The organism is Roseateles sp. P4_D2 (genome assembly GCF_056401875.1).
The window spans coordinates 48,408-72,236 of the sequence record NZ_JBFUIM010000005.1 but is presented as its reverse complement, the minus strand read 5'-3'; the positions used below and the strand labels follow the sequence as shown (position 1 = coordinate 72,236).

The 23,829-nt window shown below is 68.1% G+C and carries 24 protein-coding genes; 7 read left to right on the top strand and 17 right to left on the bottom strand.

What is annotated here, in order from left to right; genetic code table 11:
- Positions 1 to 95: 95 nt before the first annotated feature.
- Positions 96 to 521, top strand: coding sequence for a hypothetical protein (locus AC1DW0_RS10440; protein ID WP_477945735.1), 426 nt, complete (start codon positions 96 to 98; stop codon positions 519 to 521).
- Between the two features lie 21 nt (positions 522 to 542).
- On the opposite strand, the gene AC1DW0_RS10435 is transcribed toward AC1DW0_RS10440, so the two are convergent.
- From AC1DW0_RS10435 to AC1DW0_RS10365, 15 genes are all read right to left on the bottom strand, one after another.
- The gene (locus AC1DW0_RS10435) at positions 543 to 1,496 is read right to left on the bottom strand and encodes a hypothetical protein (protein WP_477945733.1); all 954 of its coding nucleotides are present in this window, start codon (positions 1,494 to 1,496) and stop codon (positions 543 to 545) included.
- 33 nt (positions 1,497 to 1,529) lie between these two features.
- The gene (locus tag AC1DW0_RS10430; protein ID WP_056202240.1) at positions 1,530 to 3,323 is read right to left on the bottom strand and encodes a pilus (MSHA type) biogenesis protein MshL; all 1,794 of its coding nucleotides are present in this window, start codon (positions 3,321 to 3,323) and stop codon (positions 1,530 to 1,532) included.
- Positions 3,320 to 3,715, bottom strand: coding sequence for a hypothetical protein (locus AC1DW0_RS10425; RefSeq protein WP_056202243.1), 396 nt, complete (start codon positions 3,713 to 3,715; stop codon positions 3,320 to 3,322). The genes AC1DW0_RS10430 and AC1DW0_RS10425 overlap by 4 nt, the downstream gene beginning before the upstream one ends.
- Positions 3,712 to 4,425, bottom strand: coding sequence for a hypothetical protein (locus AC1DW0_RS10420; RefSeq protein WP_457322774.1), 714 nt, complete (start codon positions 4,423 to 4,425; stop codon positions 3,712 to 3,714). Before AC1DW0_RS10420 ends, AC1DW0_RS10425 begins: the two co-directional genes overlap by 4 nt.
- Positions 4,422 to 5,099: a hypothetical protein gene (locus AC1DW0_RS10415; RefSeq protein WP_056202249.1), complete on the bottom strand. Its 678-nt coding sequence runs from the start codon at positions 5,097 to 5,099 to the stop codon at positions 4,422 to 4,424. The genes AC1DW0_RS10420 and AC1DW0_RS10415 overlap by 4 nt, the downstream gene beginning before the upstream one ends.
- 157 nt (positions 5,100 to 5,256) lie before the next feature.
- Positions 5,257 to 6,249, bottom strand: a complete 993-nt coding sequence (locus AC1DW0_RS10410; RefSeq protein WP_457322775.1) for a hypothetical protein — start codon at positions 6,247 to 6,249, stop codon at positions 5,257 to 5,259.
- Positions 6,249 to 9,920: a DUF6701 domain-containing protein gene (locus tag AC1DW0_RS10405; RefSeq protein ID WP_477945730.1), complete on the bottom strand. Its 3,672-nt coding sequence runs from the start codon at positions 9,918 to 9,920 to the stop codon at positions 6,249 to 6,251. The genes AC1DW0_RS10410 and AC1DW0_RS10405 overlap by 1 nt, the downstream gene beginning before the upstream one ends.
- Positions 9,893 to 10,330 carry an agglutinin biogenesis protein MshP gene (locus tag AC1DW0_RS10400; protein WP_157281967.1) on the bottom strand — a complete coding sequence of 146 codons (438 nt, stop codon included), beginning with the start codon at positions 10,328 to 10,330 and terminating at the stop codon, positions 9,893 to 9,895. Before AC1DW0_RS10400 ends, AC1DW0_RS10405 begins: the two co-directional genes overlap by 28 nt.
- A 50-nt stretch (positions 10,331 to 10,380) precedes the next feature.
- The gene (locus AC1DW0_RS10395; protein WP_477946037.1) at positions 10,381 to 11,184 is read right to left on the bottom strand and encodes a prepilin-type N-terminal cleavage/methylation domain-containing protein; all 804 of its coding nucleotides are present in this window, start codon (positions 11,182 to 11,184) and stop codon (positions 10,381 to 10,383) included.
- Positions 11,174 to 11,770 carry a type IV pilus modification PilV family protein gene (locus AC1DW0_RS10390; protein WP_477945728.1) on the bottom strand — a complete coding sequence of 199 codons (597 nt, stop codon included), beginning with the start codon at positions 11,768 to 11,770 and terminating at the stop codon, positions 11,174 to 11,176. Before AC1DW0_RS10390 ends, AC1DW0_RS10395 begins: the two co-directional genes overlap by 11 nt.
- 10 nt (positions 11,771 to 11,780) lie before the next feature.
- A complete protein-coding gene (locus AC1DW0_RS10385; RefSeq protein WP_477945726.1) occupies positions 11,781 to 12,236 on the bottom strand; it encodes a prepilin-type N-terminal cleavage/methylation domain-containing protein in 456 nt (151 codons plus the stop codon).
- Positions 12,237 to 12,240: 4 nt separating this feature from the next.
- Complete coding sequence (locus AC1DW0_RS10380; protein WP_477945724.1) at positions 12,241 to 12,618, bottom strand: prepilin-type N-terminal cleavage/methylation domain-containing protein; 378 nt, start codon at positions 12,616 to 12,618, stop codon at positions 12,241 to 12,243.
- 153 nt (positions 12,619 to 12,771) lie between these two features.
- On the bottom strand, positions 12,772 to 14,001 hold the full coding sequence (locus AC1DW0_RS10375; RefSeq protein ID WP_477945722.1) for a type II secretion system F family protein: 1,230 nt from the start codon (positions 13,999 to 14,001) through the stop codon (positions 12,772 to 12,774).
- A 172-nt stretch (positions 14,002 to 14,173) separates the two neighbouring features.
- Positions 14,174 to 15,907 (bottom strand): GspE/PulE family protein, encoded by a 1,734-nt coding sequence (locus AC1DW0_RS10370; protein ID WP_477945720.1) that lies wholly within the window; start codon positions 15,905 to 15,907, stop codon positions 14,174 to 14,176.
- A 16-nt stretch (positions 15,908 to 15,923) separates the two neighbouring features.
- Positions 15,924 to 18,455 (bottom strand): GspE/PulE family protein, encoded by a 2,532-nt coding sequence (locus AC1DW0_RS10365; protein ID WP_477945718.1) that lies wholly within the window; start codon positions 18,453 to 18,455, stop codon positions 15,924 to 15,926.
- 137 nt (positions 18,456 to 18,592) lie between these two features.
- On the opposite strand from AC1DW0_RS10365, the gene pcp reads away from it, so the two are divergent.
- On the top strand, positions 18,593 to 19,246 hold the full coding sequence (gene pcp, locus AC1DW0_RS10360; RefSeq protein WP_056202277.1) for a pyroglutamyl-peptidase I: 654 nt from the start codon (positions 18,593 to 18,595) through the stop codon (positions 19,244 to 19,246).
- On the opposite strand, the gene AC1DW0_RS10355 is transcribed toward pcp, so the two are convergent.
- Both AC1DW0_RS10355 and AC1DW0_RS10350 read right to left on the bottom strand, forming a co-directional pair.
- The gene (locus AC1DW0_RS10355) at positions 19,247 to 19,441 is read right to left on the bottom strand and encodes an anti-sigma factor family protein (protein ID WP_082532926.1); all 195 of its coding nucleotides are present in this window, start codon (positions 19,439 to 19,441) and stop codon (positions 19,247 to 19,249) included.
- A complete protein-coding gene (locus AC1DW0_RS10350) occupies positions 19,438 to 20,028 on the bottom strand; it encodes a sigma-70 family RNA polymerase sigma factor (protein WP_056202280.1) in 591 nt (196 codons plus the stop codon). Before AC1DW0_RS10350 ends, AC1DW0_RS10355 begins: the two co-directional genes overlap by 4 nt.
- Before the next feature lie 100 nt (positions 20,029 to 20,128).
- Between AC1DW0_RS10350 and AC1DW0_RS10345 the strand changes: the two genes are divergently transcribed.
- From AC1DW0_RS10345 to AC1DW0_RS10325, 5 genes are all read left to right on the top strand, one after another.
- Positions 20,129 to 20,392 carry a BufA1 family periplasmic bufferin-type metallophore gene (locus AC1DW0_RS10345; protein WP_056202282.1) on the top strand — a complete coding sequence of 88 codons (264 nt, stop codon included), beginning with the start codon at positions 20,129 to 20,131 and terminating at the stop codon, positions 20,390 to 20,392.
- A gap of 13 nt (positions 20,393 to 20,405) precedes the next feature.
- On the top strand, positions 20,406 to 21,248 hold the full coding sequence (gene bufB, locus AC1DW0_RS10340; protein ID WP_477946035.1) for an MNIO family bufferin maturase: 843 nt from the start codon (positions 20,406 to 20,408) through the stop codon (positions 21,246 to 21,248).
- Positions 21,245 to 21,943, top strand: coding sequence for an HvfC/BufC family peptide modification chaperone (locus tag AC1DW0_RS10335; protein WP_477945716.1), 699 nt, complete (start codon positions 21,245 to 21,247; stop codon positions 21,941 to 21,943). The genes bufB and AC1DW0_RS10335 overlap by 4 nt, the downstream gene beginning before the upstream one ends.
- Positions 21,940 to 22,440, top strand: coding sequence for a DoxX family protein (locus AC1DW0_RS10330; RefSeq protein ID WP_477945714.1), 501 nt, complete (start codon positions 21,940 to 21,942; stop codon positions 22,438 to 22,440). The genes AC1DW0_RS10335 and AC1DW0_RS10330 overlap by 4 nt, the downstream gene beginning before the upstream one ends.
- Before the next feature lie 95 nt (positions 22,441 to 22,535).
- Complete coding sequence (locus tag AC1DW0_RS10325; RefSeq protein ID WP_477861531.1) at positions 22,536 to 23,816, top strand: response regulator; 1,281 nt, start codon at positions 22,536 to 22,538, stop codon at positions 23,814 to 23,816.
- The last annotated feature ends 13 nt before the right edge of the window (positions 23,817 to 23,829 follow it).

The window sequence follows — 23,829 nt, the reverse complement described above, 5'->3', positions numbered from 1 at the left end:
GGCTGCGTTGTTGAGATCGATCTCCCGCTCTCGATGAGCTTAACGGCGGCTGGCACCCGCAGACCGGGCCGGGCGTCAGCGAGCGTGTCGGCCATGTGTTCGAAGGCAATCTGCTGGTGGCGGATGCCGCGGTGAAGGGTCCGCTGCTGCGCGTCGAACAGGCGGCGGTCACCTGCGGCAAGGTCACGCAGACCATGATGAGCCGCGTCGACGGCAACGTCTATCTGCGCGCGGGCAGCGGCCAACCGCTGATCAGCTGGGCGCCACTGCTGGCAGCGGCTTGCCAGGCCCACTTCGCCAGCCTCGACGCCCTTCGCCAGTCAGCGCCAGGTGTGGAGGCCACCGGCAAGGCGCTGCTGGCCTACGAAGGGGCGGTCTTCCGCAGCCCGGAGCTGCGCCGCTTTGAACTCGCTCGTGTGCCGGAGGGCGTTCAGCCGCTGCCGGTGCCAGGGGAGATACGCAAGCTGCTCGGTTGGGAGGCAACGCATTTGCCGGGCGCGCTGCCGGCCAGCTCGCGCTGAGGGCGCTCCGGCCCGAGCCTCCTAGTGGCGCTTGCGCCAGGCATCAACCACACGCTCCGTCAGCACATCGGTCTCGCGCTGTTCGTCGGCGCTCAGCGCCGGCGGCGCCCAGCGCCCTTGGCGCATCATCTTCTCGACGTTCTCCATCGAATCGCGGCTTTCCTTGGTCGCCGCCGGGCCGGACATTTCAGTCAGGATGCGCAGCCACGCTTCCTTGTAGGCCTGCCGCTGCATCGCCGTCTCGCCCAGCGCGCCGAATGAATGGACGTAGGTCGACAACGCCTCCAGGTCGCCGTCCTCGGCGGTCTGCCGCACCTCGCGCTGCAGCTTGCCGAGCAGTTCCGGTGCGGCGACGGCCTGGTTGGCATGGGCGTTGAGCCACAGCAGGTACGCCAGCGCCATGCCAGGGAGCTCTCCCTCGTAGGCTCGCTTCAGAAACTCGCCCCTGCGCGCCAGGGTGGCCGTGTCGAAGAACTGGCAGCGTCGCTGCAAGTCCTGCTTCTCCTTGATCCATTGGTCCATGTTGAAGCCAGGAGTCTTCTCGAACACTTGCCGCAGCGGGCCGCCCTGGTCGCGTACGCTGTACGCGAATTCGATTGTCTGGGTCGCATGCTCGCATCGCTCGAGCACGTCGGCTGCTTTGCGCGCCTGCGCTGGCGTCGCGCCCTCTTCCAACGCAAGCTGCACCGTGCGCAGTTCATCGGGTGTCGATGAGGCCGGCGTGCGCAGAGACGGGGGAAGCGCAGCCGGCGTGGCCGCGCTCGCCGGCTGGGTAGCGGCATCGGCCTTCGCGTCAACGATCGGCTGTAGCAACGTTCCTAGAAGTGTTGCCGAGGGCGGGGCTGGCTGGGTGGGCGGCAGTGAGGTGGGCGCCTCGGCCGATCGGTTCAGTAGCCAGCTGCCTGCGGCCAGCGCTAGTGCGACGGCCGCGACGGCCGCGACGGCTGCGACCGTCCACGCTGTACGAATGGGCACGGATGCGGACCCGGCTACTTTTCCCGCCACCGCTTACTTCTGTGGCGCCGCCGCCGCGCCATCCACCCGGATCACGCGCCGCGAGCGGCCTTCGGTGTCGTCCAGGGACTCGCTGACCAGGCGGTTGTGCTGCTCCCAGTCCTCCGCGCTGCGGATGATGCTGGGCTTGATGAGGACGACGAGCTCGCGCTTGCGGCCGTTGTTGGCGCGATTGCCGAACAGCATGGACGTCAGCGGGTTGCTGTCGGCACCCGGCACGCCCGAGCCGCGGCGCGTGGCTTCCATCTGCATCAGGCCGCCGATGGCGACGATGTGGCCGTCGGGGATGCGCACCACGGTGTCGCTCTCGTTGACGCTGGCGCTGGCCAGCGGCAGGCGGAAGTTGCCGACCGAGCCGAGATCGACCTGCTTGATCTTCTCGGTCACGTTGGAGACCGAGGGGTGGATGTGCAGGGTGATCATGTCGGCCGCGTCGATCTGCGGCGTCACGTCCAGCGCGATGCCGCTGAAGAAAGGCGTCAGCGTCAGCGTCGGGATCTGGTTGGTGGTGCCGTTCGTGCCGTTGGTGCCGGTATTGGTGCCGCTGTTGCTGCCGCTGATGCCGGTGATGAAGTAGTCGTCGGTGCCGACCTTCAGCACGGCCTTCTGGTTGTTCAGCGTCGCGATGCGCGGGCTGGACAGGATCTGCGTGTCGCCATGGCTTTCGACGAAGGCCAGCAGCGCCTGGAAGCCGCCGCGCGCCAGCGCCAGCCCTAGCGTGCCGCCGCCGGATGAGGGCAGGGGGATGAGGTCGGGCCAGGCCGGGCTTTGCGTGCCGCTGGACAGGGTGGGCAGCCCGCGCGTGTTGCTGACCAGCGGATTGATGATGCTGCTGACGCCGCTAGGGATGGAAGGGTTGACGCTGGTCTGGCCGATGGCGCTGCGCTCGCCGATGCGCGACCAGTCGATGCCGCTCTGGTAACCCTCGCGCAGCTCGACCTCGACGATCTTGGCCTCCAGCATGACCTGGCGCTCGACGGCGATGCGCGTCGCCTTCAGCCAGGCCTCGACGTGGCGCAGCTCCTCCGGCATGGCGCGCACGGCGACCGTGCCGGTCTGCGGGCTGGTGATGACGGCGCGGCCCTCGCCGCTGCCGACCAGGGCCTTCAGCGCGTTGTTGGTCTCGCCCCAGAAATCGCTCGACACCTTGGTGCTGAGCTGGCTGCTCTCCTGCTGCTGGACCGTGGTCGTGCTGCCGCCGGTGGCGCTGCCAGTGTTGCCGCTTGCACCGGCGGCGCCGTTCTGGCTGCTGGCCGGCGCGGCGCCGGAGCTGACGCGAACCTCGCTGCGGCCGCTGCGCTGGTGGGCCAGCGCGTTGATCGTGAAGACGCGGGTCTGCAGCGTGGGCGGAAAGACGGTGATGCGGCGGCCGTCGATGGAATAGTCGAAGCCGTAGACATCGCGGATGGCGTCCAGCGATTCGCGCACCGTGACGCCCTTGAGGGTGACCGACAACTGGCCCGACACGCTGGGATGCACGAGCATGCTGTAGCGCGTGTCGCTGACCAGGGACAGGAAGACGTCACGGGCCGGCGCGCCATTGACGATGAGGTCGAAGCGTGGCTCGGGCGGCAGCGCGGGGGCGGGCGGTGGTACGGGCGTCGCCACCACGACCGGTGCGGGCACGCCAGAGGCGGCGGGGGCGGCTCGCTGGGCCTGCAGCTCCTCGCGCAGGGCCTGGCTGGGCTGGGCCACGCGCAGCGGCTTGTCGGCACAACCTGACAGTCCTGCTGCCAGCAGCGCAGCGGCTGAGCTGGCCAGCAGGAGTCGATGGACGGGGGCCTTCATGGCTTCTCCTTGGATTTCTTCACGCCGGATGCAGCCCGGGCCGCCTCCGGAGGCGGGCGCTTCTCGACGCCGCCATACAGCGGCTCGCGCCGGACCTGGCCGGCCTCGCGCAGCCAAACGGCCTGTTCGGTGATGCGCTCGATGCGTGCGCCTTCGATTTGTTCGCCCACGCCATAGCGGCGGCCGCGCTGTACGACATACGCGCGGCCTCCCGCGAAGACGACCTGGCGGATGGCGTTGTCGGCCGGCGCAACGCCAGAGGCAGCCGGTGCGGCCGAGGCCGCCATGGCGCTGCGCAGCGCGGGTGGCCAGGCCGTGGGGTCGCGGGTGGGTTCGTCGGCGGCCTGGGCCAGCGGCGCAGCGAACAGCAGGGCGATGAATGCCGCTCTCATGGCTGCACCTTCAGCAGATAGATCCGGGCCAGCAGGCGCGGCACCTCGTTGGGGCCGCCGCTGCTCAGGCGCATCTCGCCCCAACGCAACGCCGGCAGTTCGCGTTCCAGGGCCTGCACATAGTGCTGGGTGTCGCGGTAGCTGCCTTGCAGCTGCAGCTCGACACCCTGCCAGCTCATGCCTGGCATGCTCGGTGGCAGCGCGTTGCCTGCTGCCGATGCCGATGCAGACGGCAGGCTGACGGGCGTGTCGTCCAGCAGCGTCAGTCGTTCCAGTACCAGACCGGGCTGCTGGGCCAGCACACGCTGCAGCAGGGCCGACAGCCCTTCGGCGGGGTTGACGGTGCTGGCCTGGCGCAATTCGCTGTCCAGGCGCTGGCGCTCGTTGCGGGCGCTTTCGAGCTGGACTTGCAATTGCTCGGCCGGCGTGCCGCCGCTGCCGCTGGCGCTGATGAACTGCTCGCGCAGCTTGCTGATCTCGGCGGCCTGCTGCGCCTGAGCGTTGCTGCGCAGCTTGGCGCGGGCGGACTGCGGCGCGAGCACAAAGGAGTCGAACAGCAGGGCCAGCACGGCCACGATGCTGAGGAACAGGATGGCGCGCTCACGCAGGCTGAGCGCATCGATGCGCTTGGCCTGGCGTTCCCAGCGCTGCAGCAAGGGCGCGAGGCGGCGCCGCAGCAGCGCGAGATCGATCGTCGTCTGCGCCTTCATCGTGCGCCTCCGGTTGCGGCGCTGGCCGCATGGGCCGGCGCGCTGACCACGCGAAAGGCCCAGACCGGCAGGCCGGTGCTGACGAGCGGGCTGTCACGCGACAGCAGCGGGTTGCCGCCCGTCTCGGTGCCAGGTGCCCCCAGGCGCTCGACGCGCAGGGCCGACAGCTGTTGACCGGCTAACAGCGGATGGACCGCGAGCCTGGCCAGCCAGGGCCTCAGCATGGCGGTGTCCAGCGTGCCGCCGACGAGTTCGACTCGGCCCGGCGTGTAGCGCAACTCGCTGAGCCAGGCCGGTTCGGGCAGGGTGCGCGCGATCAGTGCGAGCAGGTCGGAATGGCGCTGCCCGGCTGCGTCGGCGCCCAGCACCTGCAGCAGCGCACGGCGATCAGCGTTGCCGGCCGCCAGTGGCAGCAGTTGCTGCTGCACCGTGGCGGCATCCAGTGGCGCGGGCAGGTTGGCGCGGGCCACGGTCAACTGCTGGCGCTCCGTCGCGTATTGCGCGAGAACGACCTGATGCTGGGCTTCGGCGCTGCGGTCACGCTGCTGCAGCCACAGCGCCGCAGCCAGGCCCGCGAGGCACAGCAGGCCCGTGGCCTGCACCAGCGTCAGCGCCGAGAAATAGCGCTTGGGTGCCAGCAGGATCGGCGTGAGCAGGTTGATTTGCTGGGCCATCAGCAGTGCCCGCCCGGCCGCCCGAAGGGCACTGGCGCCCCCTTGGGGGGCTGAACCCGCGCAGGAATCGCCCAGTGGGCGAATCCTGGCTGGTGAAGAACCGCGCCCCCGGCGCGGTGCGGCCTGCAAGGCGTTGAACGAAGTGAACGAGGGGGCATCACAACTTTCGAGTCTCGGTGCGCAAGGCGGCGCCCAGCAGCGGCAGGCAGGCGCCCAGGGCCTGGGCTGCGTCGCCCTCGGGGGCCGGCGCGTCGGGCGCGAAGGCGGCCAGCGGATTCAGGGCCACGGTGCGTTGGCCGAGTTCGCGCTGGATCAGCGTCGCAACCTCCGCGCCGTGCTCGGCCGTGATGACGTACAGCCGCGCCAGTGGCAGCTCGGGCCAGCTGCGCTCCCAGACGTCGATGGAGCGTTGCAGCTCGACGACCAGGGGCGACTCCTGCGTGGTGCTGGCATCGAATGTGCCGCCGGGCTGGTATTCGAAACCCAGCGGCAGTTCGGCGGCGCTGGCGTCGGCCTGCTCGCCGCGCGCGCGCGCCAGCAGGCCGGGGTCGCCTTCGAGGCGGCGCGTGTAGAAGAGTTCATCACCGGCGCTGACGACGAGCAGGCAGTGGCGCTCATCGATATGGACGGCGGCGCAGGCGCGCGCGGCCAGGTCATCGGCACGGGCCTGGGCGGCGAGCAGATTGCGCAAGGCCGTCTCCCAGACATCGACGATGGTGATGTTGCTGCTGATGCCCGCAGCGCCGTTGGTCAGCGCCTTGATGGCGCTGTTGCGGGCCGCGACGACGAAGAGCTGGCGCTGCGCGCGCTCGACGTCGCCACCGACGTGCATGACATCCAGCGTCAGTTCGGCAACGTCGACGTCGACCATCTCCTTGATCTGCCAGCGCGCCGCGGCCTTCAGCTCCTCCGGCGGCACATGGGGGGTGTCGACCTTGAGGATCTGGTAGTCGGCCGGGTCCAGCAGCGCGATGGCGTCGCCCGAGGTGACGGGTTTTGCCTCGCTCATCAGGCCCCATCGCAGCAGCCGGGCCGGCTGGTCCTGGTCATGACCGGGTGGGCCGTCGGTCAGCACAAAGGCATGCTGTTCGCCAACGCGGCGCAGCAGCAGGCGCTGGCCGTTGCGGCGGGTGGACCAGGGCCAGCGCATCAATAGTTCTCCCGCTGGTAGACGACGCCGTCGCTGCCGCGGTACAGGCCCCAGGTGGCGCGGGCACTGGGGTCGCTGGTGGCGGCCGCGCCGCACCAGGCCCCGCGCAGCGATGCGAGGTTGGCGCCGGCCGTGGCGGGTTTCGCTGCCACCCAGCCAGCCGCGGTCTTCAGGCAGGAGGAGTCCGTGGGTGTCGACCCCAAGGCCACGGCCACGTCCATGCTGCCCAGGCGGCCGCCGCCGGGGGCTGCCAGCGTGATGTAGGTCGGCTGCAACGGGTTGACGACGACAGTGGCGTCGGGGACGTTGGGGTCCATGACCGCATCCTGAGCGGTGAGGGTCTTGCGGAAGTTGCCGAAGCTGAGGTTGGCGGCGGTGATGCGGGTGCAGGAATCCAAGGCGTTGGTCACAAAGGCCGCGCCGTTCCAGGATTGGGCGGTCAGCGGTAGTTTCAGCGTGCGGTTGGCGGCGCTGAGCGCATTTTGTAGGCGCAGGCGACCGTGCAGCAGGGGGATTTGCCCCAGCCGGGTCCGGTCGTTGCCGGCCACGACCGGGTCCGCATCGAGGTCGAAGGCCGTCATTCCGACTTGATCGTCGTCCACTGGCGCGATGCCGAAGGCGGCGTTGTTGAAGGGCCCCGTGGGATTGGCGGCTGCGTTGACCGTCGTGACGAGAGACACACCAGCCGACACTGCGCCAGCAGCATCTCGGGTGCTGGCAACACCCGACACCCAGGTTTGCGTGCCTGTACCGAGCGCCACCACCAGTTGCGGGGGCACAAAGCGGGTAGCGCCATCGGCGCCGGCCAAAGCAAACTTGCTGGCATTGGCGAGGTTCAGTTTGGCAAAGCCAAGGGCGCTGTCGTAATTGAGCGTCGGTGCGCCTTGGGCGTTCACCGCGGTCAGCGTGAATTTCGTTTGGAAGGGCTCGCCCAGATAGGTAAATGCTGAGATGGGATTGCAGGCTTGCGCACTGCGATGCGTGATGCTTTGCACCGCCAGCGTGAAGCCGGCCGGGACGAAGCGGCCGATGCGGTTCTTCTGGGCGCCGTCGGCCTTGAAGACGACTGCGTCCAATGCGATCCCGCTCGACAGAAAATTGCCGACGACGGCGCTGGTCTTCAACGCAAAGCTGCCGACCTCGCTGTAGCTGAGGTTGTTCACGGTGGCGCTGCCGCCGGAGAAGCCGCTGATGACGTTGTTGAGGAGGCTGCCCGGCGTACCGCCAGCCGGCGTATACAAACTCGCATCCGGCGTCAGAGTGACGCTGCTGTTGAAGGTCGGAGCGAGGCCGCCGGCCGTGACCTGCGCCAGGGTGGCGTTCGCGTCGGGTACCCCAGTGCCGCCGCTGTCGGCGCCGGAAGCCCAGCGGTAGGCGCCGACAGTTGCCGAGAACGCGGCCCCAGCCCTGCCGAAGAAGGCGTCCGCTGCATTGCTGCCAGCGGGGTTGCCGATGCCGCCGAGCGTCAAGCCACTGATGACGACGGTGAAAGGTCGCACGATCAGATCGCCGACGCTGCCACTGAGGGTGGATCCGACGTAGGTGAGAGAGTCGTCGTCCAGGCTGAGGGTGTATTTGCCGATGTCGGTCGTCGTGAGGCTGACATTGGCGACGCCGCCGCTGAAGACCAGCGAAAGATTGTTCGTCGACGGTCGCGTCGTCGGCACGGGCAGCGTCGCGTTGGGCGTGACGGTTGTGTTGACGAGGCTCGGCATCGCCCAGGAGCCGTTCTTGTCCGTGCGCCATAGCTTGAGGTTGTGTGTGCCGCTGTAGTCGGTCGCGACACCGCAGTTGGCCGTCGTGCTGTCCTTCTTCACCAAAGAGACGCGGAGGTCGTGGGGGCGGCCAGCGACAACCACATTGCTGCCATCGATCTTGTTCGCAAGGTCCTCGGCCCAGACGAAGGCGTTGTCGCTGAACAGGATGTCCGCCGTCGTCGTGCTGGTGCTCGCGGAAGTGCTGTCCGCCGCTGTCACTTTGACCGCCTGGGCCCGGCCGTACGAGAGGGTCAGGCGGGCGACGCCTTGGTCCGCCGACGAGAAGGTGTAGCTGGACTGACCGCTGCCCGGCGAGGGCTGGCTGAAGCTGCCGCTACCGCTGGACAGCGCCCAGGTGCCGCGGCTGGTGGAAGTCGACAGGTTCACTGTCCCCACGTAGCTTGTAAGGACGATGGCGCAGGCCGTGTCGCTGCAGGCCCGCAATGTGATCGTCGTGGGAGAGCACGTGCTGGCGTTGGTGGTGCTGGGAACGACTTCAATGTGGTCCAGCGGCAGCGGGCAGACGCGCGAGAGCGACGCCATGTCGGCGTTCAGCTCCAGCGCGCTGATCTCGTAGTTGTAGACCCGCATTTCGTCGATGAGGCCGTTGGCCGACCTCAGCGTGCCATTGGTGGGCGCGGTGCTGCTGCGGTTGTCGCCGACAAAGAGGGTGCCGATGCTGTTGTCCAGGCTGCCGCTGGTCGTCGCCGTCGTGGCGCCGATCTGAACGCCGTTGAGATAGATGCGCAGCGTGCTCTGGTTGGTGCCGGCTGCCAGGTTCCAGGTGATGCCGATGTGCTTCCACGTGCTCGCGGCGACGGACTGCGCCGGCGTGGCGGTCGATACCACGAGCCCGTTGCTGTCGGTGACGGTCAGGCGCAGGGAGCCGTCGCTCTGGCGCACCAGGAAGAAGGGCTTGCTCGTGGACGTCGTCGCGTCCAGCAGCATCGCCGCCGAGTTGTTCCAGGCCGTGCTGGCGTCGTACCAGAAGGTCACGGCGCCCTTGTCGCCGATGCCGGAGTTGACGTCGAGCAGCGTGTCCACTGCGTGGCTGGCGCTCGTCGTGTCGGCCGGAATGCTGAGCGAGCGGCAGACCTTGGCCGTGGCCGAGGTGGCCGCGTTGCCGACGCGCACGCCATTGTTGCTGTTGCCGCTGCTGTCCGCCACCTCGCCGACGCGACCGCTGTAGTTCCATTCGTCAAAGCGGTACTCGGCGCGGCGCGTCGGCGTGCCGTTGGGCACGAACCAGCGGATGGCGCTGCCGTTGGCGTTGTAGCCGCTGTTGTAGGAGTACTGGGTGGTGTCGCTGCTGCTGACCTGCACGCCAATGGTGGCGTTGGAGCCGCTCGCATTGGCGTTGCCGTACTGGTACTTGAACTCACCGTTCTCGAACAGGATGATCTGGAAGGTGTAGGGGGTGCTGGTGTTGTACTGGTAGACGCCGTTCCAGGACACGACGACGTAGCGGTTGGGCGCCGTGCCCTTCTGCTCCCAGGTCACGCCGCCGCTGCCGGCGCGGCTGGGGTCGAGGTCGGTCCAGTAGGCCAGGATGACGTTGGTCGTGGCCGAGGCAACGCAGCCACTCTGCGTGTCGGCCGCGCCGGCCGGCAGGGCGGTGTTGGTGTAATTGCGGAAGAAGCCGGTGTCGGTCCCGAACTGCAGTCCACCATTGGTCAGCACGCGCACCGACGTGTAGGCCGTGCCTGCGAAGGTGAACTTGAAGCCGCCGGTGAAGGTGATGGTGGCCTTGTCGTCGTCGCCCGGGTAACTGGTGCAACTGCGGTCCCACGCGAGGGCATTGGCGGCCGTCTCCCAGGCATAGCTGTCGCTGCGGAAGGTGTAGCTGGACGCGGCCTGCGCGAGGCCGCACAGCAGGGCCAGGGCGATCAGCAGGAGACAGCGGGCGGCGTGCATGTCTTGTACGACAAGGTACGGCTGAGCTGGCGCTCGGCGTAGGTGGGTTCGGTGGTGCTGCCGTTGGGGCAGGCGCCGCCGCTCGCGATGTTGCAGGCGGTGGCCTGCACGACGTAGAAGGCCAGTTGCTGCTCGCCGTCGGTCACCGTGCCGGCGGCCGGATTGCGCGCGCAGGTGATGGTGACGGTGAAGTCGGACAGTTGGTCGGGCAGGGCGATGCTCTTGGTGGCGAAGCAGATGGGCTGGGCGGCACCGCGCAGGACCTGGTAGCTGCCCCAATCCAGACCAGCCAGGGCGGCCTGGTAAGCCTTGGCCGCGGCCAGTTCGCCGGCCGAGCCGAGCTGCTGGCGCTGGCTCAGCGAGGCCAGCGCCACGCCCAGCGCGGCCAGCACCACGAGGATGAAGAGCATGGACATCATCGTGAAACCGGTACTCCGGTTCGATAAGCCGCGCAGCGTTCTCATGGCAGGTTGTCCACGTGGACGGCGTGATAGAGGGACACGGTCTCGCCGTTGCGGGCTAGCGAAATCTGCAGCGAGGCGAGGGCGTAGCGGGCCGTCGCCGCGCCCGTGCTGTAGCTGAAGCTGCAGGCGGTGACGTTGCGGGCCAGCACGGCGGCGGTGCCTGCCGGCGGGTCGGCCTGGCTGGCTGTCGCGGCATAGCCGCTGTAGCGGGTGAGCGTGCCGGCGGCGATATTGCAGGTGTAGCTGACGGGTGACTCGATGGCATAGACGCGATATGGCGGCGACTGCAGCGCATTGGGCAGCGCTGCGCCCGCGACGCCGACGTTGACGGCATTGCCCGCGGCGTTGCCGGAGATGCGCACGTTGTCACCGGCGTAGGCGTCGGCGTCCGGCGTGTCGGCGCCGAGGTTGTACCAGGCCAGCTTCTGGCTGGCATGGCTGATCGCGAGCGGCGGCCCAACGATGGCAAAGTTGGGGACGGGCGCGACGCCGAACTGCAAGGCACCGGCACCGGCGGTGGCGTAACGCGCCGCTCCGCTGACGGGGATGAGCTCCAGGCTGTTGCCCTTCACGCGCACACTGTTGGGCAGAGCACCGGCCAGGTCGCGGGCGATGCGGCGCAGCGCGGTGTCGGCCTGTTCGCCGAGCTGGGCGCGGTCGTTGCTGGCGAAGTAGGCATCCGTCGCCGGCACGATGAAGACCGAGACGATGGTGATGACGATGCCGGTGAGGACGATGGTCATCACCGCCTCGATCAGCGTGAAGCCTTGCTGGCGCGAACGAGCGCGTTCAGTTCGCATCATTCGGGGCAAAGCGGGTGCGCCAGCCTTGCAAGGTCAGCGTGCTGCTGTCGGGCGCAGTGACGGTGACGGTGATCTTCAGCGCCTCGCCGGCCACGACGTTGTCCAGGGCGGCCGAGGTCACGGCGACCGAGGCGCTGTAGCCGCCGAGGCCGGCGATGGCCGTGTTGGTCACGTCGCGGATGCCGCTCATGGAGAAGCCGGCATAGTCGTTGACGTTGTCGAAGGAGGTGGTGCCGTAGCGGGTCTCGCCGGGCTCGGTGCCGCTGCCTTCGACGAGCGTTGCGCACCCGGTTGGCGACACCGTGGCCGACGTGGCCGTGGCGACGTTGGCATCGTCGGGGTCGCACCAGGTGAAGTTCATCAGCTCCACCTCGCGCAGCAGCGACTCGGCGATGGCCAGCTGCTGGCGGCGGATCATGGGTTCCGCGCTCGCCGTCGTGGCCGTGACGAAAACCTTCAGCAGCGCGGCCAGCGCGATGCTGACAACGACGATGAAGAGCAGGAGTTCGATCAGGCTCAGGCCGCACTGGCGCGGCCGACGGGGCATGGCCGGCATGCGGGAGATGCTAGCCGAGCGCCTCATGGGTCAAGCCTCAAGGAGTCGCGTAGATCAGGCCCGTATCCGCCTCGATGCGGTAGGCCTGGCTGTAATTGCTGGAGGCGACCGTGACGGTCAGCGCACCACCCGTGTGGGTCGTCGTCGCGCCGCTGTTGCCGCTGTTGAAGGTCACTGTGCCGCTGGAGGACAAGCAAGGGCTTTCGGTCGCAGGGCAGGGTAGCGTCGCGATGGCGGTGCCACTGCCATTGCCGTAGGCCCAGCTCACGCCGGTGCTGCTGATGGTCTCGATGATGGGGCGGCGCTGCTGCAGGGCCAGCCTGAGCATGGCCTGGTGGCGGCCCTGAAGGTCATCGCCAAAAGAACGCAGCCGCCACAGCGTCGTGTCCACCACCTTGGGGAGGGCGAACACCGCCAGGGCGGCTGTGATCACGATGACGAGGATGAGCTCGATCAGCGTAAAGCCCGCGTCGGTGCGCGGGGCGCGGGTCATGGGATCAGAGGATGCCGGTGACGGTGAAGAAGGCCTTCTTGTCGGTGTGACCGGTCAGCTCGCAGGTGCCCACGGTGATGTTGGCGCCCGCGGTGCTGTCCGTCGAGACGGTGAAACCGTTGGGCAGCGGGCTCTGCAGCATCGCGACGACATCGGAGCACTTGGTAACCGCGACGCCGTTGTTGCCGTTGGCCTTGCGGCCGGCGTAGTTGATGGCCGAGGCCGAGCTCAGCGCGCCGGCAAAACCGTTGACGGCCGCCTGCTTGGCGTCGTCATCAACGGCGACGAACTTGGGCAGGGCGACGGCCGACAGCACGCCGAGGATGACGATGACCATCACCAGTTCGATCAGGGTGAAACCAGCTTGCACAGACTTGTTCATGGGGTGCCTTCCTGCGCTCTGGGCGCTGTGGTCCGGGGGGTGACAGGACTATCGGGCAGCGGCTCAGCGATGAGAAGTGAATTGCGCACGAGTTTTATGACGGGTCCACACCGGCCTGCAAACCGTTGCAGGCTTCACGCCCTGGCCGTCGCTTCAACGCCCCATGGCCGCCTGGCCCAGGTTCCACAGTGGCAGGAAGACACCCAGGGCCAGCACCAGCACCATGCCGCCGATGATGCTCAGCAGGATGGGCTCGATGGCGGCGGACAGGCCTTTGATGGCGAAATCGGTCTCGCGCTCATACATCTGCGCGATCTCGGTCATCAGGGTATCCAGCTCGCCCGTCTCCTCGCCCACCGCAATCATTTGCAGCACGATGGGCGTGAAGACGCCGGTGCCCGTCGCGCAACGAGAGATGCTTTCGCCGCGCTCGACCCCGTCGCGCATCTGCTCGATGCGGGCGCCGATGTAGGCGTTGTCCACGGTCTGCGCGACCACGGTCAGCGCCTGGCTGATGGGCACGCCCGAGCTGCTGGCCAGCGCAAAGCTGCGCGCGAAGCGGGCCAGCGTGGCCTTGAGCACGATGTTGCCGGCGATGGGCAGGCGCAGCTTGAAGCGGTCCCAGGTGTAGCGGCCGCCGGGTGTGGCGATCCAGTTTCGCCAGGCCAAGGCCGCGCCGATGCCAGCAGCCACGACCAGGGGCCACCACTTCACCGTCCAGCCCGAGAAGCCGAGCAGGATGCGTGTCATCAGCGGCAGCTCTGTCTTGAAGTGGGAGAAGACGTCGGCGAACTTCGGTAAAACGAAGACGTTGATGACGATCAGTGCGATGGCCATCGCGACGATCACCATGATGGGGTAGCGCAGCGCCTGCTTGATGCGGGCGCGGATGTCCAGCTCGAACTCCAGGTGCTCGGCCAGGCGCTGGAAGACCTCGGTCAGCTTGCCTGTCAGCTCGCCGACGCGGGTCATGGCGACGTAGAAGCTGCTGAACACGGCCGGGTGGCGCGCGAAGGCGGTGCCCAGCTCGCGACCCTGGTCCAGGCTGGCGCGCACGTCCTGCAGCAGGGCGATGATGCCGGGGTGGCTGGTGGAGGCCTCCAGTCCTGCCAGCGCGCGCAGGATGGGCACGCCGGCCTTTTGCAGGGTGTACATCTGACGCGTCAGCACCAGGGCGTCTTCCTGCGTGATGGGCTTGGCGAGCAGGGCTTCGAGCCAGTTGCCGCCGCCGGCCACGCTGACGGCCTCGGTGGTCGCCTCGATGCTGACGGGCACGACGCCGCCAGCCATCAGCTGGGCAGCCACGGCGTCGCTGCTGGTGGCGTCGACGATGCCTTCAACCAGCTCACCGCGGCCGTTGCGGCCCTTGAACGCGAAGTTCATGCGGGTTGCCTTCTGTGCGTTCGAGCCGCGAGCCGAGCGCTGGGCCGCCCCGAGCCGGATTGCGGGCGATGTGCTTGCGGCTCAACGCCGCAAGCATCGCCGTCCCCGCGGGGGACCGACTGGACTCGCCCGCGTTCAGCGGCGCGAGGCTGGGCGAGGGGCTTCAACTCTGTCATTCAGCATCTACGCTGATGCGCACCGCCTCGGCCAGTGAGGTCTTGCTTTCGCGCACCATCGCCAGGCTGCGGTCGGCCAGGGTCTTGCCGCGCAGCGACTTGCGGGCGGCCGTCAGGAAGGCGCCGGCGTCGCTGTTCTGGATGGCCAGAGCCATGTCGGGGTCCATCTCCAGCATCTCGTAGATGCCGCGCCGGCCCTGGTAGCCGGTGCCGTTGCACTCCGCACAGCCGCGGCCCGCCACGCTCTTCACGAGGCCCGGCGCCTCGCCATTCATGGCCAGCACCTCGTTGATCCAGGCCTGCTCCTGCGGCGTGGCCAGGTGCGGTTCGGCGCAGTGCTTGCAGACGCCGCGCAGCAGGCGCTGGGCCAGCACGGCCTGCAGGGAGGTGGCCACCATGAAGGGCGGCGCGCCCATGTCGAGCAGTCGGAAGGGCGTGGAGACGGTGTCCTTGGTGTGCAGCGTGGACAGCAGCAGGTGGCCGGTGATGGCGGCGCGCAGGCCGATCTCGGCCGTCTCGGCATCGCGCATTTCGCCCACCAGAATGACGTCGGGGTCCTGGCGCAGCGCGGCGCGCAGCACCTTGGCGAAATCGAGCTCGATCTTGTCGTTGACCTGCACCTGGGTCAGGCCCGGGAGACGGTATTCGATGGGATCTTCGGCCGTGATGATCTTGAGCTTCTCCGAGTCCAGCTCGGCGAGCGCGGCATACAGCGTCGAGGTCTTGCCGGAACCGGTCGGGCCGGTGACGAGCAACATGCCGGAGTCGCGCCCGAGCAGCTCGCGAAAACGCTTGAGCATGTCGTCGGGCATGCCGATGTCGCCCAGGCGGCGCAGGGCCGAGCCCTGGCCGAGCAGGCGCATGACGACGGACTCGCCGTACTGGCTGGGCATGGTGGACAGGCGCACGTCCAGCGTGCGGTCACTCAGGCGCAGCGTGAAGCGGCCGTCCTGCGGCAGGCGCTTTTCGGAGATGTCCAGGCCCGCCATCAGCTTCAGGCGCTGGGCCAGCGCGGGCGCGATGCGTTTGTCGGCTTGCGTGAGCGTCTGCATCAGGCCGTCGACGCGGTTACGGATCAACAGCTCGCCTTCCTGGGGCTCGATGTGCACGTCGGAGGCACCGGCGCGCGTCGCGTCCTCGAACACCGACTGCAGCAACCGCACGACCGGTGCGCCTTCCTGGCCGACGCTGGCCTGCAGGGCGCCGAAATCGACGGCGTCGCCGATGTCCTTCTCCAGCGCCTTGGCCAGGCCGGAGATCTCGTCGCTGCGGCGGTAATGCTTGTCGAAGACGGCCGGCAGCTGGCTTTCGGCCACCACGGCCATGGCCAGGCGGCGCTTCAGGATCTTGGCCAGCTCGTCGAAGCCGAACAGGTCCAGCGGGTCGGCCATGGCGACCAGCAGCGTATCGCCACGCTCCTCCAGCACCAGGGCGCGAAAGCGCCGCGCCGGCGTCTCGGGCAGCAGGCGCACCAGGTCGGTCTTGAGCGGGAAGGTCTTGAGGTTGACGAAGGGCGCGCGCAGCTGGCGGGCCAGCACATGGGCCAGGGCCTCCTCGGTGATGAGGTTGGCCTCGATGAGGATGCGGCCCAGCTTCTTGCCGGTGGCGCGCTGCAGCTCCAGCGCCTGGCCGAGCTGCTCGGCCGAGATCAGCTGCTGCTCGACGAGGACGTCACCCAGGCGCAGTTTGGGGCGAGGGGCAGCGGCGGTCTCGGCGGGTGCTTCGCTCATCGGCTCAAACTTTCAGTCATGCATTGCTGGTGGCGTGGACTTCGGCGAGGGTCGTGATGCCCTGCAAGACCTTGATGATGCCGTCCTGGCGCAGCGAGCGCATGCCTTCGGCGAGGCCGCCGTGATGTAGTTCCTCGGCGCGGGCCCCGGTCTGGATCATGCGGCGTATGTCTTTGGACACAGTCAGCAGCTCATGCAGGCCGGCGCGCCCCTTGTAACCACTGCCGCCGCAGGCGGTGCAGCCAGGGCTGTGGTGCTTCATCAGCCGGCCGCCCTGGCCGTAGGACTTGATCCATTCCGACATCAGCGCGAGCTTGCTGGGCCGTCCCTCGGCCGGGAAGACGTGCAGATAGTCGTCCAGCAGTTCCTGCAGCTCGGCCTCAAGCATGGGCTCGCTGGTGCGGCAGGCGGTGCAGCTGCGCCGCACCAGCCGCTGGGCCAGCACGGCCAAGAGCGAGTCGGCGAAGTTGAAGGGGTCCATGCCCATGTCCAGCAGCCGCGTGATGGTCTCGGGCGCGCTGTTGGTGTGCAGCGTGGAGAGCACCAAGTGGCCGGTCAGCGAGGCCTCGACGGCGATCTCGGCGGTTTCCTGGTCACGGATCTCACCGACCATGATGACGTCGGGGTCGGCGCGCAGGAAAGCGCGCAGGGCCTTGGCGAAGGTCCAGTCGATCTTGGCGTTCACCTGGACCTGACGCAGGCCGGCCTGGGTGATTTCGATGGGGTCCTCGGCGGTCCAGATCTTGCGCTCGGCGGTGTTGATGTGGCTGAGCGCCGAATGCAGCGTCGTCGTCTTGCCGGAGCCGGTCGGGCCGACGCAGAGCACCAAGCCATATGGGCGGGCGACGGCGGTCTGCAGAGCGGCGAGGTTGGCCGGCGACAGGCCGATGCGGTCCAGCGGCATGGGCTTGCTGCTGGCCAGCAGGCGCATGACGACGTCTTCCAGGCCGTTGTTGGTCGGGATGGTTGCCACGCGCAGCTCCAGCCGGTGCTGGGGCGAGTACTTGGCGAAGTTGATCTTGCCGTCCTGGGGCTTGCGGCGCTCGGAGATGTCGAGGTCGCACATGATCTTGATGCGCGCGATCATCGCGTTGCGGTAGGTGGGGGGCAGCTCCAGATAGGGCTGCAGCACGCCGTCGCGGCGGAAACGGATCTTGAGTTTTTCCTTGCCCGGGTAGGTCTCGATGTGGATGTCGGACACGCCCTGGTTGTGCGCCTCGATGATCATCGAGTTGATCAGGCGCACGAGCGAGTTGTCGCTCTGCTCGATGGGCGACTCCTCTTCCCTGGCGCTGCGCTCGCTGCTGTCGCGCTCCAGGCTCTCGATGAGCTTGTTGGAGTTGTCCAGCGTGAAGTCGGGCTGGAAGTCGGGCAGGGGGTCGACGGCGCTGCCGCGCGGCAGGGGCTCGCCGCCATAGCGGTCGAAAGCCAGCGGAATGGCGAACTGCAGGGTGCCGAGCTTGGTCAGCGTCGGCACGACCTTGAGCTGGGTGATGAACTCGACCTCGTCGAGGGCGTCGCGCCGCGTCGGGTCTTCCATGGCCACGACAAGGCGGCCGTCGCGCAGCAGCAGGGGCAGCACCTCCAGACGCTTGGCCACCGCGTGCGGCAGCTTGCGCACGGCGTCAGGCTCGATGGCGAAGTTCTCGACATCGACCACCGGGTAGCCCATCTTGCGCGCCAGCGCCGACTGCAGCTGCGCGCGGCTGATGACGCCCTTGCGCACCAGCAGCTCGCCCAGCGGCACGGAGCGGTCATCACGCTGCTGAACCAGTGCCACCTCGAGCTGCTCGGGCGTGACCAGCTCCAGCGCCAGCAGCGCCTCGCCGATGCGCACCATCGGCATCTTGGCCTGCTGCTCGATGGCCTGCAGCAGTTGCTCGGCGGTGACGATCTGCTGGTTGACGAGGATGTCGCCGACGCGGCGCTGGCGCAGGTCGTTCTGCTCGACAGCGGCGGCGTTGAGCTGCTCGGGCGTGACGAGTTTGTCCTTCAGCAGCAGGTCGCCCAGGCGCTCACCGATCTCGAAATTCGCCAGCACCTCGCGGGGCACGAAGACGCGGCGCACGGAGTCGTCGTCATCGGCCAGCGGCGGGAAAAGGAACAGGCCCAGGCTGTCGTGATGATGGCCGATGGTCACGCCCTTGAGCTCATCGCCGCCAGTGAAGACGACGCGGAACTCGGTGCGCGGGCGCTGGTCGACGCTGAGCGGGGAATTCAGGTCGCCGGCATCGCGCGGCGGCACCTCCAGCGTGCGCAGCAGCTTGACGGCACGGAACTGGCTGAACTTCAGCGGCATGCTGTTGCGCGCTGGCGGCACATTGATCTGCACGATGCGGTCGCTGGCATCGAGTTGCAACAGCTGGCCCATGCTGCGGCTGTTGTTCAGCCCCAGGATCTCGCAGGCCTCGGACCCACGCTGCACCTGCGGCTGGGGGTAGGCGGCATAGGGCGGGCTGGGCCAGAGAAAACCGGAGGCCGGGCCTGCCGCAGCGGGTGAGTCGGCATCGCCATGGGGCCAGGGCAGGGGCTGGGACGGGTCGGTCATGGGCTGGGCAGCAGGTGTGCCGATGATTATGGAGGGCTGCGGCGCTCGCGCTGGCCCCGAAAAACGCCATGCTGACGCCGCAGACCGACGGGCCGCGGGCTCGCCCGGCTTCGACATGAAACGACACAATTGGGGCCATGAACATCCTGCTCACCGGTTTCGAGCCCTTTGGCGGCGAGGCCATCAATCCGTCCTGGGAAGTGGCCCGATCGCTGCATGGCCAGATCATTGCCGGAGCGACGGTGCAGGCGCGTTGCCTGCCGACGACCTTTGGCGGCGCTCCCAGAGTCTTGGCTGAAGCGCTGTCCGTGCACAAGCCCGGACTCGTCATCGCACTGGGCCTTGCGAGCGGCCGGGCAGAGATTTCCATCGAACGCTTGGCCGTCAATCTCATCGACGCGCGCATCGCCGACAACGCCGGCGAGCGCCCGCAGGATGTGCCGGTGCGGGCGGACGCGCCGCCGGCCTATTTCTCGACGCTGCCCGTCAAGGCCATTCGCAACGGGCTGCGCGCAGCCGGCCATCCGGTGGGGCTGTCGTTGACGGCGGGTGCCTTTGTCTGCAACCAGGTGTTTTTCGAACTCCAGCACCGGCTCGTTGGCCTTGGCGTGAAGAGCGGCTTCATCCATGTGCCGGCCCTGCCCGAGCAGGCGGCTCGCACCCAGCCGACGGTGCCCAGCATGGGCCTGGCGGCTCAGATCGATGCCATCAAGCTGGCGATTGCGATTGCGCTGGAGGGCGACGAAGCGCTGGCATCGGCCCTGCCCGACGAGGGCGCACCGGTGGCCTGATCAGTCCTCGGTGTAGTGCCGCCAGCGCGCGCTGGCCTGGCGCATCAGCTCGACCTGGCGGTAAAAGCGCCGGCAATTGGTGCAGATGCGGTGGTGCAGGCGCAGCGACAGCCGCTCGGTCAGCGGCATGCTGCGATCTTCCGCCTTGAGCGTGATCTGCGTGGCCTCCCGGCAGGTGATCTTCAGCTTGATCAAGTCGCCCCTCCAGCGGTCGCGCCGCCGAACCAGCCGGACTGCAGGCAGTCCCGCAGTCTCAGCCGGGCCCGGTGCAGCATGACCCACAAGTTGGTCGGTGTGATCGCCAGTTCCTTACAGATCTCGTCCGATTCCAGCTCCAGCCACTCCCGCATCATGAAGAGGCGGCCCTGCTGGCCGGGCAGCTTCTCGACGCAGGCCTCCAGCACCCTCATGAAGTCGACCTGGCGCAGCGAATCCTCGGGGTTGCCCCAGTCGTGCTGGGTCTCGCGCCAGTGGCCGTCGCTGGCGAACAGCAGATCGTCGAGGTCCTCGCCGTCTTCGCTGCTGCAGGTGGTCGACAGTTCGCGGCTGTTCTTGCGGATCTGGTCGACGAGCTTGTGCTTGAGGATGCCGACCAGCCAGGTCTTGAGCTGGCTGTTGCCCGCGAAGGCCTGGGGCTTCTCCAGCGCCGCGAGCAGGGTTTCAGAGACGGCATCCTCGGCCCAGGCGGGGTTGCGCAGCTGCAGGCGCGCGTACTTCAGCAGCGGCGGGCGCAGGGCTTCGATCTGGCGGCAGTAGTCCGCTGAGGCGGTTGGAGCGGTCATGGCGGCGGCAGTGTAAGGACTTGGCAGCGTCTTGCGACTTCGTTCTTGCCGCCGGATGATCGGCCGCCTTTTACCCCCCAACCTTTTGGAGACCTGTCTCATGAAGAACCAAGCCCTCGTGTCCTCCGCCCTTGCCGCCGCCCTGTCCCTGGGCATGGTTGCCCAGGCCCAGGCCGCCGATGCCGCCAAGGAAAAGTGCTACGGCATCGCCAAGGCCGGCCAGAACGACTGCGCCACCGCCAATGGCAGTCACTCCTGCGCCGGCCAGTCCAAGGCCGACAAGGACGCCAACGAATGGAAGTACGTCGCCAAGGGCACGTGCGAAAAGGAAGGCGGCTCGACCAAGGCGCCCGCGAAGAAGTGAGGGCTTGACCGCCATGACCTCGGCGCCACCCTTGCCCTGCGTGGGCATTGGCTGGCGCCAGCCGCATTACGAGACCTTGCTGGCCGAGCGCCCCGCACTCGGCTTCATCGAGGTCCATTCAGAGAACTTCTTTGCCGACGGCGGTATCTCGCTCGCCGTTCTGGAAGCAGGCCGCGCGGCCTATGAACTCAGCCTGCACGGCGTCGGGTTGGCCCCGGGCTCGGCGGCCGGGCTGGACGATGCTCACCTGGAACGCCTGGCCCGCCTGGTCGAACGCATGCAGCCCCGCTGGGTGTCCGACCACGCCTGCTTTGCCCGCGTGGGCACGGGCCTGCATGCGGCAGACCTGCTGCCCATCCCCTTCACCGACGAATCCCTCGCGCTGATGGCGACCCATGTCCAGCAGGTCCAGGAACGCCTGGGCCGGCCCATGCTGGTGGAGAACATCAGTGCCTATGTTGGCTGGGCCGGTGACACCCTGGCGGAGCCGGAGTTCTTCAACGAGCTGACACGGCGCAGCGGCTGCGGCCTGCTGCTGGACGTCAACAACCTCTTCGTCAATGCGCGCAATGCCGGCCTGGCGCCGGGCGACGCGGCGGGTGAAGCCATGCGCTGGGTTGACGCGATCCGCCCCGGCAGCGTCGGCGAGATCCATCTGGCCGGCCACTGTGAGCAGGACGACGGTCTCGTCATCGATGACCATGGCAGCCGCGTGCGTGACGAGGTCTGGCGTGTCTACGAACACACGCTGCAGCGGCTGGGCCCGCTGCCGACGCTGATCGAATGGGACACCGCTGTGCCCGATCTGGCGGTGCTGCTGGCTGAAGGCCAGCGGGCGAGGGCGCTGCACCCGTGAAGGCCGCTCAGCAGGCCTTTGTCGATGCGCTGCTGGGGCGTGGCGAGGCGCCGCCCGGCCTGACTGGCGGCGAGCGCGGCCTGGCGGCCTATCGCAACAACCTGCGGGCGCTGTCGGCCCAAGCCCTGGCCGTGCCCTTTGTGCGCTTGCGCGAGGAACTCGGCGAGGACGAATTCGCGTCGCTGGCCTGGACCTTCTGGCGCGCCCACCCGCCCGAGAGCGGTGACCTGGGGCAGTGGGGTGGGGCGCTCGAAGGCTTCCTGCTGGAGCGCGCCGGCGAGGCTTCGGGCTTGCCCGATCTCGCTCGCCTGGATTGGGCGCTGCACCGGGCCGAACGCGCGCAGGACGCTTCGTTGGACGCCGACTCGCTGGCCCTGCTCGGCACCACATCGCCCGACAAGCTCTGGCTGCAATTGCGGCCAGGCCTGGCGGTGCTGGCGCAGTCCGACGGCCCGGTGGTGGTCTGGCGAGCCGGTTGGCGCGGGAAATGGCAACCCGTGTCGGCCGCTGATGCGGTCTTCATGCGGGCCCTGATCGACGCGGTGAATCTTGCCGAGGCATTGGAGGCGGCCACAGTGAAAGGTTCTGGCGGTGAAACCGACTTCGACTTCGCCGCCTGGCTGCAAGCCGCGTTGCACAACGCCTGGCTGCAGGGAGTCAGGGCCACAACACCGAACCGGACCACCACACCATGAAAGCTCTGATCTCCAACGCGCTGCGCGCCGTCACCGACCCGGGCCTGCAACCCACCCGGCTGCCCGCGCCGTTGGACACGCTGGTCAGCCATCTGCAGTCGCTGGCGCTGCTGGCGGCGCGGCTCTACGTGGCCAAGGTCTTCTTCATGTCGGGCCTGGTCAAGCTGCGCGACTGGTCGTCCACGCTGGCCTTGTTCAACGACTACTACCAGGTGCCGCTGCTGCCGCCGGCGCTTGCGGCCTACATGGGCACCGCGGGCGAGCTGGTGATCCCGGTGCTGCTGGTGCTCGGCCTGGTGGGCCGCTTCGCCGGTGTGAGCCTCTTTGTCGTCAACCTGATGGCGGCGCTTTCACTGCCGGCGGAGGACCTGTCGGCCGCCGGTGAGGCGCAGCACATCTTGTGGGGCGTGCTGGCCCTGGCCATCGCGCTGTGGGGCGCGGGGCGCTGGTCCGTCGATCGCATGGTGCTGAACCCGGCGGCTGGCCGCGTGAATTGACACAAGGCATCCGTGTGTAAGCAGCGGCCACAATTGGAAACCATCTGGCAGCTGGGTTTGCCCTAGTCTCGCGGACAGTTAGCAAGAGTCCGCCGATGGAGTTTTCAGAGCTGTTCACCCAGAGCGCGCGCGACGTGCTGCCCCACGCCAGAAAGAAGGGGCTTGTCACCTACTTCGACTATCACGGGCCCCGCCTCGAGCTTCACGATCCTGGGCCCTACCTGCGTGCCGGCATCCACCGGATATTGCTGGGCATCGTCGACTGCTTTGAGTCGGGTTTCGTCATGTTCACCGCGGTGGTCGAGCCGCCGGTCTTCGGCCGAAGCAGCATCGTCATCCACGCCGCTGGCACTGGCGCGAGTTGCCCATCCGATGTCATGGGCGTGCTGCAGCGCCTGCAGTTGGTTGCCGAGGATACCGATGTGGCCCAAGGGCTGATTGCGCGAGCGCAAGCGCCTTGTCCGGCCACCGCCGGCTCGGTCCAGTTCGTCGACGCGGGGCTTGACGGCCTGGTCATCTCACTGAGCGGCGAAGTTGTCGCGGAAGAGGTGGTGTTCGAGCACTCACCCAACGCCACCGGCTCGGTGGCATGGCTGGTCAGCCCTCCGCCCGGCGCGCTGGACTCGGTCGAGACGAGGCTGCGGCACCTGGGCTGGCACGTGGTGTCGTTCGAGCGGATCGAGGAGGCCGCGGCGGCGATATCCGCTGCTGCGGCACCGATGTTGATGATCGTCGCGGAGAACAGCGGCCAGGAACTGGCCCAGCTCGAACAGATCGCCCAGGCCTTGCCCAGCCTGTGGACGGTGCTCGCCGTGGTCTCTGGCTCCGACACGCTGCGCTTTCGGCGCCAGTGCTCGGTCGACATCCGGGTGCTCCCGCTCAGCCCGCTGGAGCTGGAGCGCTTCACCGCGCATGTCGATACCCGGACTTCGACCGCACTGTCGCGGCTGACGTCGCCCACGCCGCTGTACGTCCAGGAGAGCCGCCGTGTGCTCGTCGTGGACGACAACGTCGTGAACCAGATCGTCGCGCGGGGCCAGCTCGAGGCCTTGGGCTACGAAGTGGTGGTGGCCGGCGACGGCATCGAGGCACTCGACTCCTGCTGCGACGAGCCGCCAGACATGGTGCTGATGGACGTGGACATGCCGGTCATGGACGGGCTGGAAGCCAGCGAGCATCTGAGGTCCTTGCAGCGCGTCGGCAACTTGCCGCCTTTCCCCATCATTGCCGCCACTGCCGGCGACACGGATCTGCGGCGCAATGCCTGCCTGAAAGCCGGTATGGATGGCTACCTCAGCAAACCCATGGACCTTCAGGCATTGGCCGACGAGTTGCACCGGGTGCTGCCGGGGCGGCCGATCTCCTTGGAGCTTTGAAGCCTCGGGCCGT

Excerpts from the sequence above, each read along its gene's own strand:
- AC1DW0_RS10415 (WP_056202249.1), bottom strand. The coding sequence starts at position 5,099 with ATGGCCCAGCAAATCAACCTGCTCACGCCGATCCTGCTGGCACCCAAG.
- AC1DW0_RS10380 (WP_477945724.1), bottom strand. The coding sequence starts at position 12,618 with ATGAACAAGTCTGTGCAAGCTGGTTTCACCCTGATCGAACTGGTGATG.
- AC1DW0_RS10425 (WP_056202243.1), bottom strand. The coding sequence starts at position 3,715 with ATGAGAGCGGCATTCATCGCCCTGCTGTTCGCTGCGCCGCTGGCCCAG.
- AC1DW0_RS10395 (WP_477946037.1), bottom strand. The coding sequence starts at position 11,184 with ATGCGAACTGAACGCGCTCGTTCGCGCCAGCAAGGCTTCACGCTGATC.
- AC1DW0_RS10370 (WP_477945720.1), bottom strand. The coding sequence starts at position 15,907 with ATGAGCGAAGCACCCGCCGAGACCGCCGCTGCCCCTCGCCCCAAACTG.
- AC1DW0_RS10390 (WP_477945728.1), bottom strand. The coding sequence starts at position 11,770 with ATGAGGCGCTCGGCTAGCATCTCCCGCATGCCGGCCATGCCCCGTCGG.
- AC1DW0_RS10430 (WP_056202240.1), bottom strand. The coding sequence starts at position 3,323 with ATGAAGGCCCCCGTCCATCGACTCCTGCTGGCCAGCTCAGCCGCTGCG.
- AC1DW0_RS10410 (WP_457322775.1), bottom strand. The coding sequence starts at position 6,249 with ATGCGCTGGCCCTGGTCCACCCGCCGCAACGGCCAGCGCCTGCTGCTG.
- bufB (WP_477946035.1), top strand. The coding sequence starts at position 20,406 with ATGACCTCGGCGCCACCCTTGCCCTGCGTGGGCATTGGCTGGCGCCAG.
- AC1DW0_RS10385 (WP_477945726.1), bottom strand. The coding sequence starts at position 12,236 with ATGACCCGCGCCCCGCGCACCGACGCGGGCTTTACGCTGATCGAGCTC.
- AC1DW0_RS10345 (WP_056202282.1), top strand. The coding sequence starts at position 20,129 with ATGAAGAACCAAGCCCTCGTGTCCTCCGCCCTTGCCGCCGCCCTGTCC.
- AC1DW0_RS10420 (WP_457322774.1), bottom strand. The coding sequence starts at position 4,425 with ATGAAGGCGCAGACGACGATCGATCTCGCGCTGCTGCGGCGCCGCCTC.
- AC1DW0_RS10405 (WP_477945730.1), bottom strand. The coding sequence starts at position 9,920 with ATGCACGCCGCCCGCTGTCTCCTGCTGATCGCCCTGGCCCTGCTGTGC.
- AC1DW0_RS10365 (WP_477945718.1), bottom strand. The coding sequence starts at position 18,455 with ATGACCGACCCGTCCCAGCCCCTGCCCTGGCCCCATGGCGATGCCGAC.
- AC1DW0_RS10325 (WP_477861531.1), top strand. The coding sequence starts at position 22,536 with ATGGAGTTTTCAGAGCTGTTCACCCAGAGCGCGCGCGACGTGCTGCCC.
- AC1DW0_RS10330 (WP_477945714.1), top strand. The coding sequence starts at position 21,940 with ATGAAAGCTCTGATCTCCAACGCGCTGCGCGCCGTCACCGACCCGGGC.
- AC1DW0_RS10350 (WP_056202280.1), bottom strand. The coding sequence starts at position 20,028 with ATGACCGCTCCAACCGCCTCAGCGGACTACTGCCGCCAGATCGAAGCC.
- AC1DW0_RS10400 (WP_157281967.1), bottom strand. The coding sequence starts at position 10,330 with ATGCTCTTCATCCTCGTGGTGCTGGCCGCGCTGGGCGTGGCGCTGGCC.
- pcp (WP_056202277.1), top strand. The coding sequence starts at position 18,593 with ATGAACATCCTGCTCACCGGTTTCGAGCCCTTTGGCGGCGAGGCCATC.
- AC1DW0_RS10375 (WP_477945722.1), bottom strand. The coding sequence starts at position 14,001 with ATGAACTTCGCGTTCAAGGGCCGCAACGGCCGCGGTGAGCTGGTTGAA.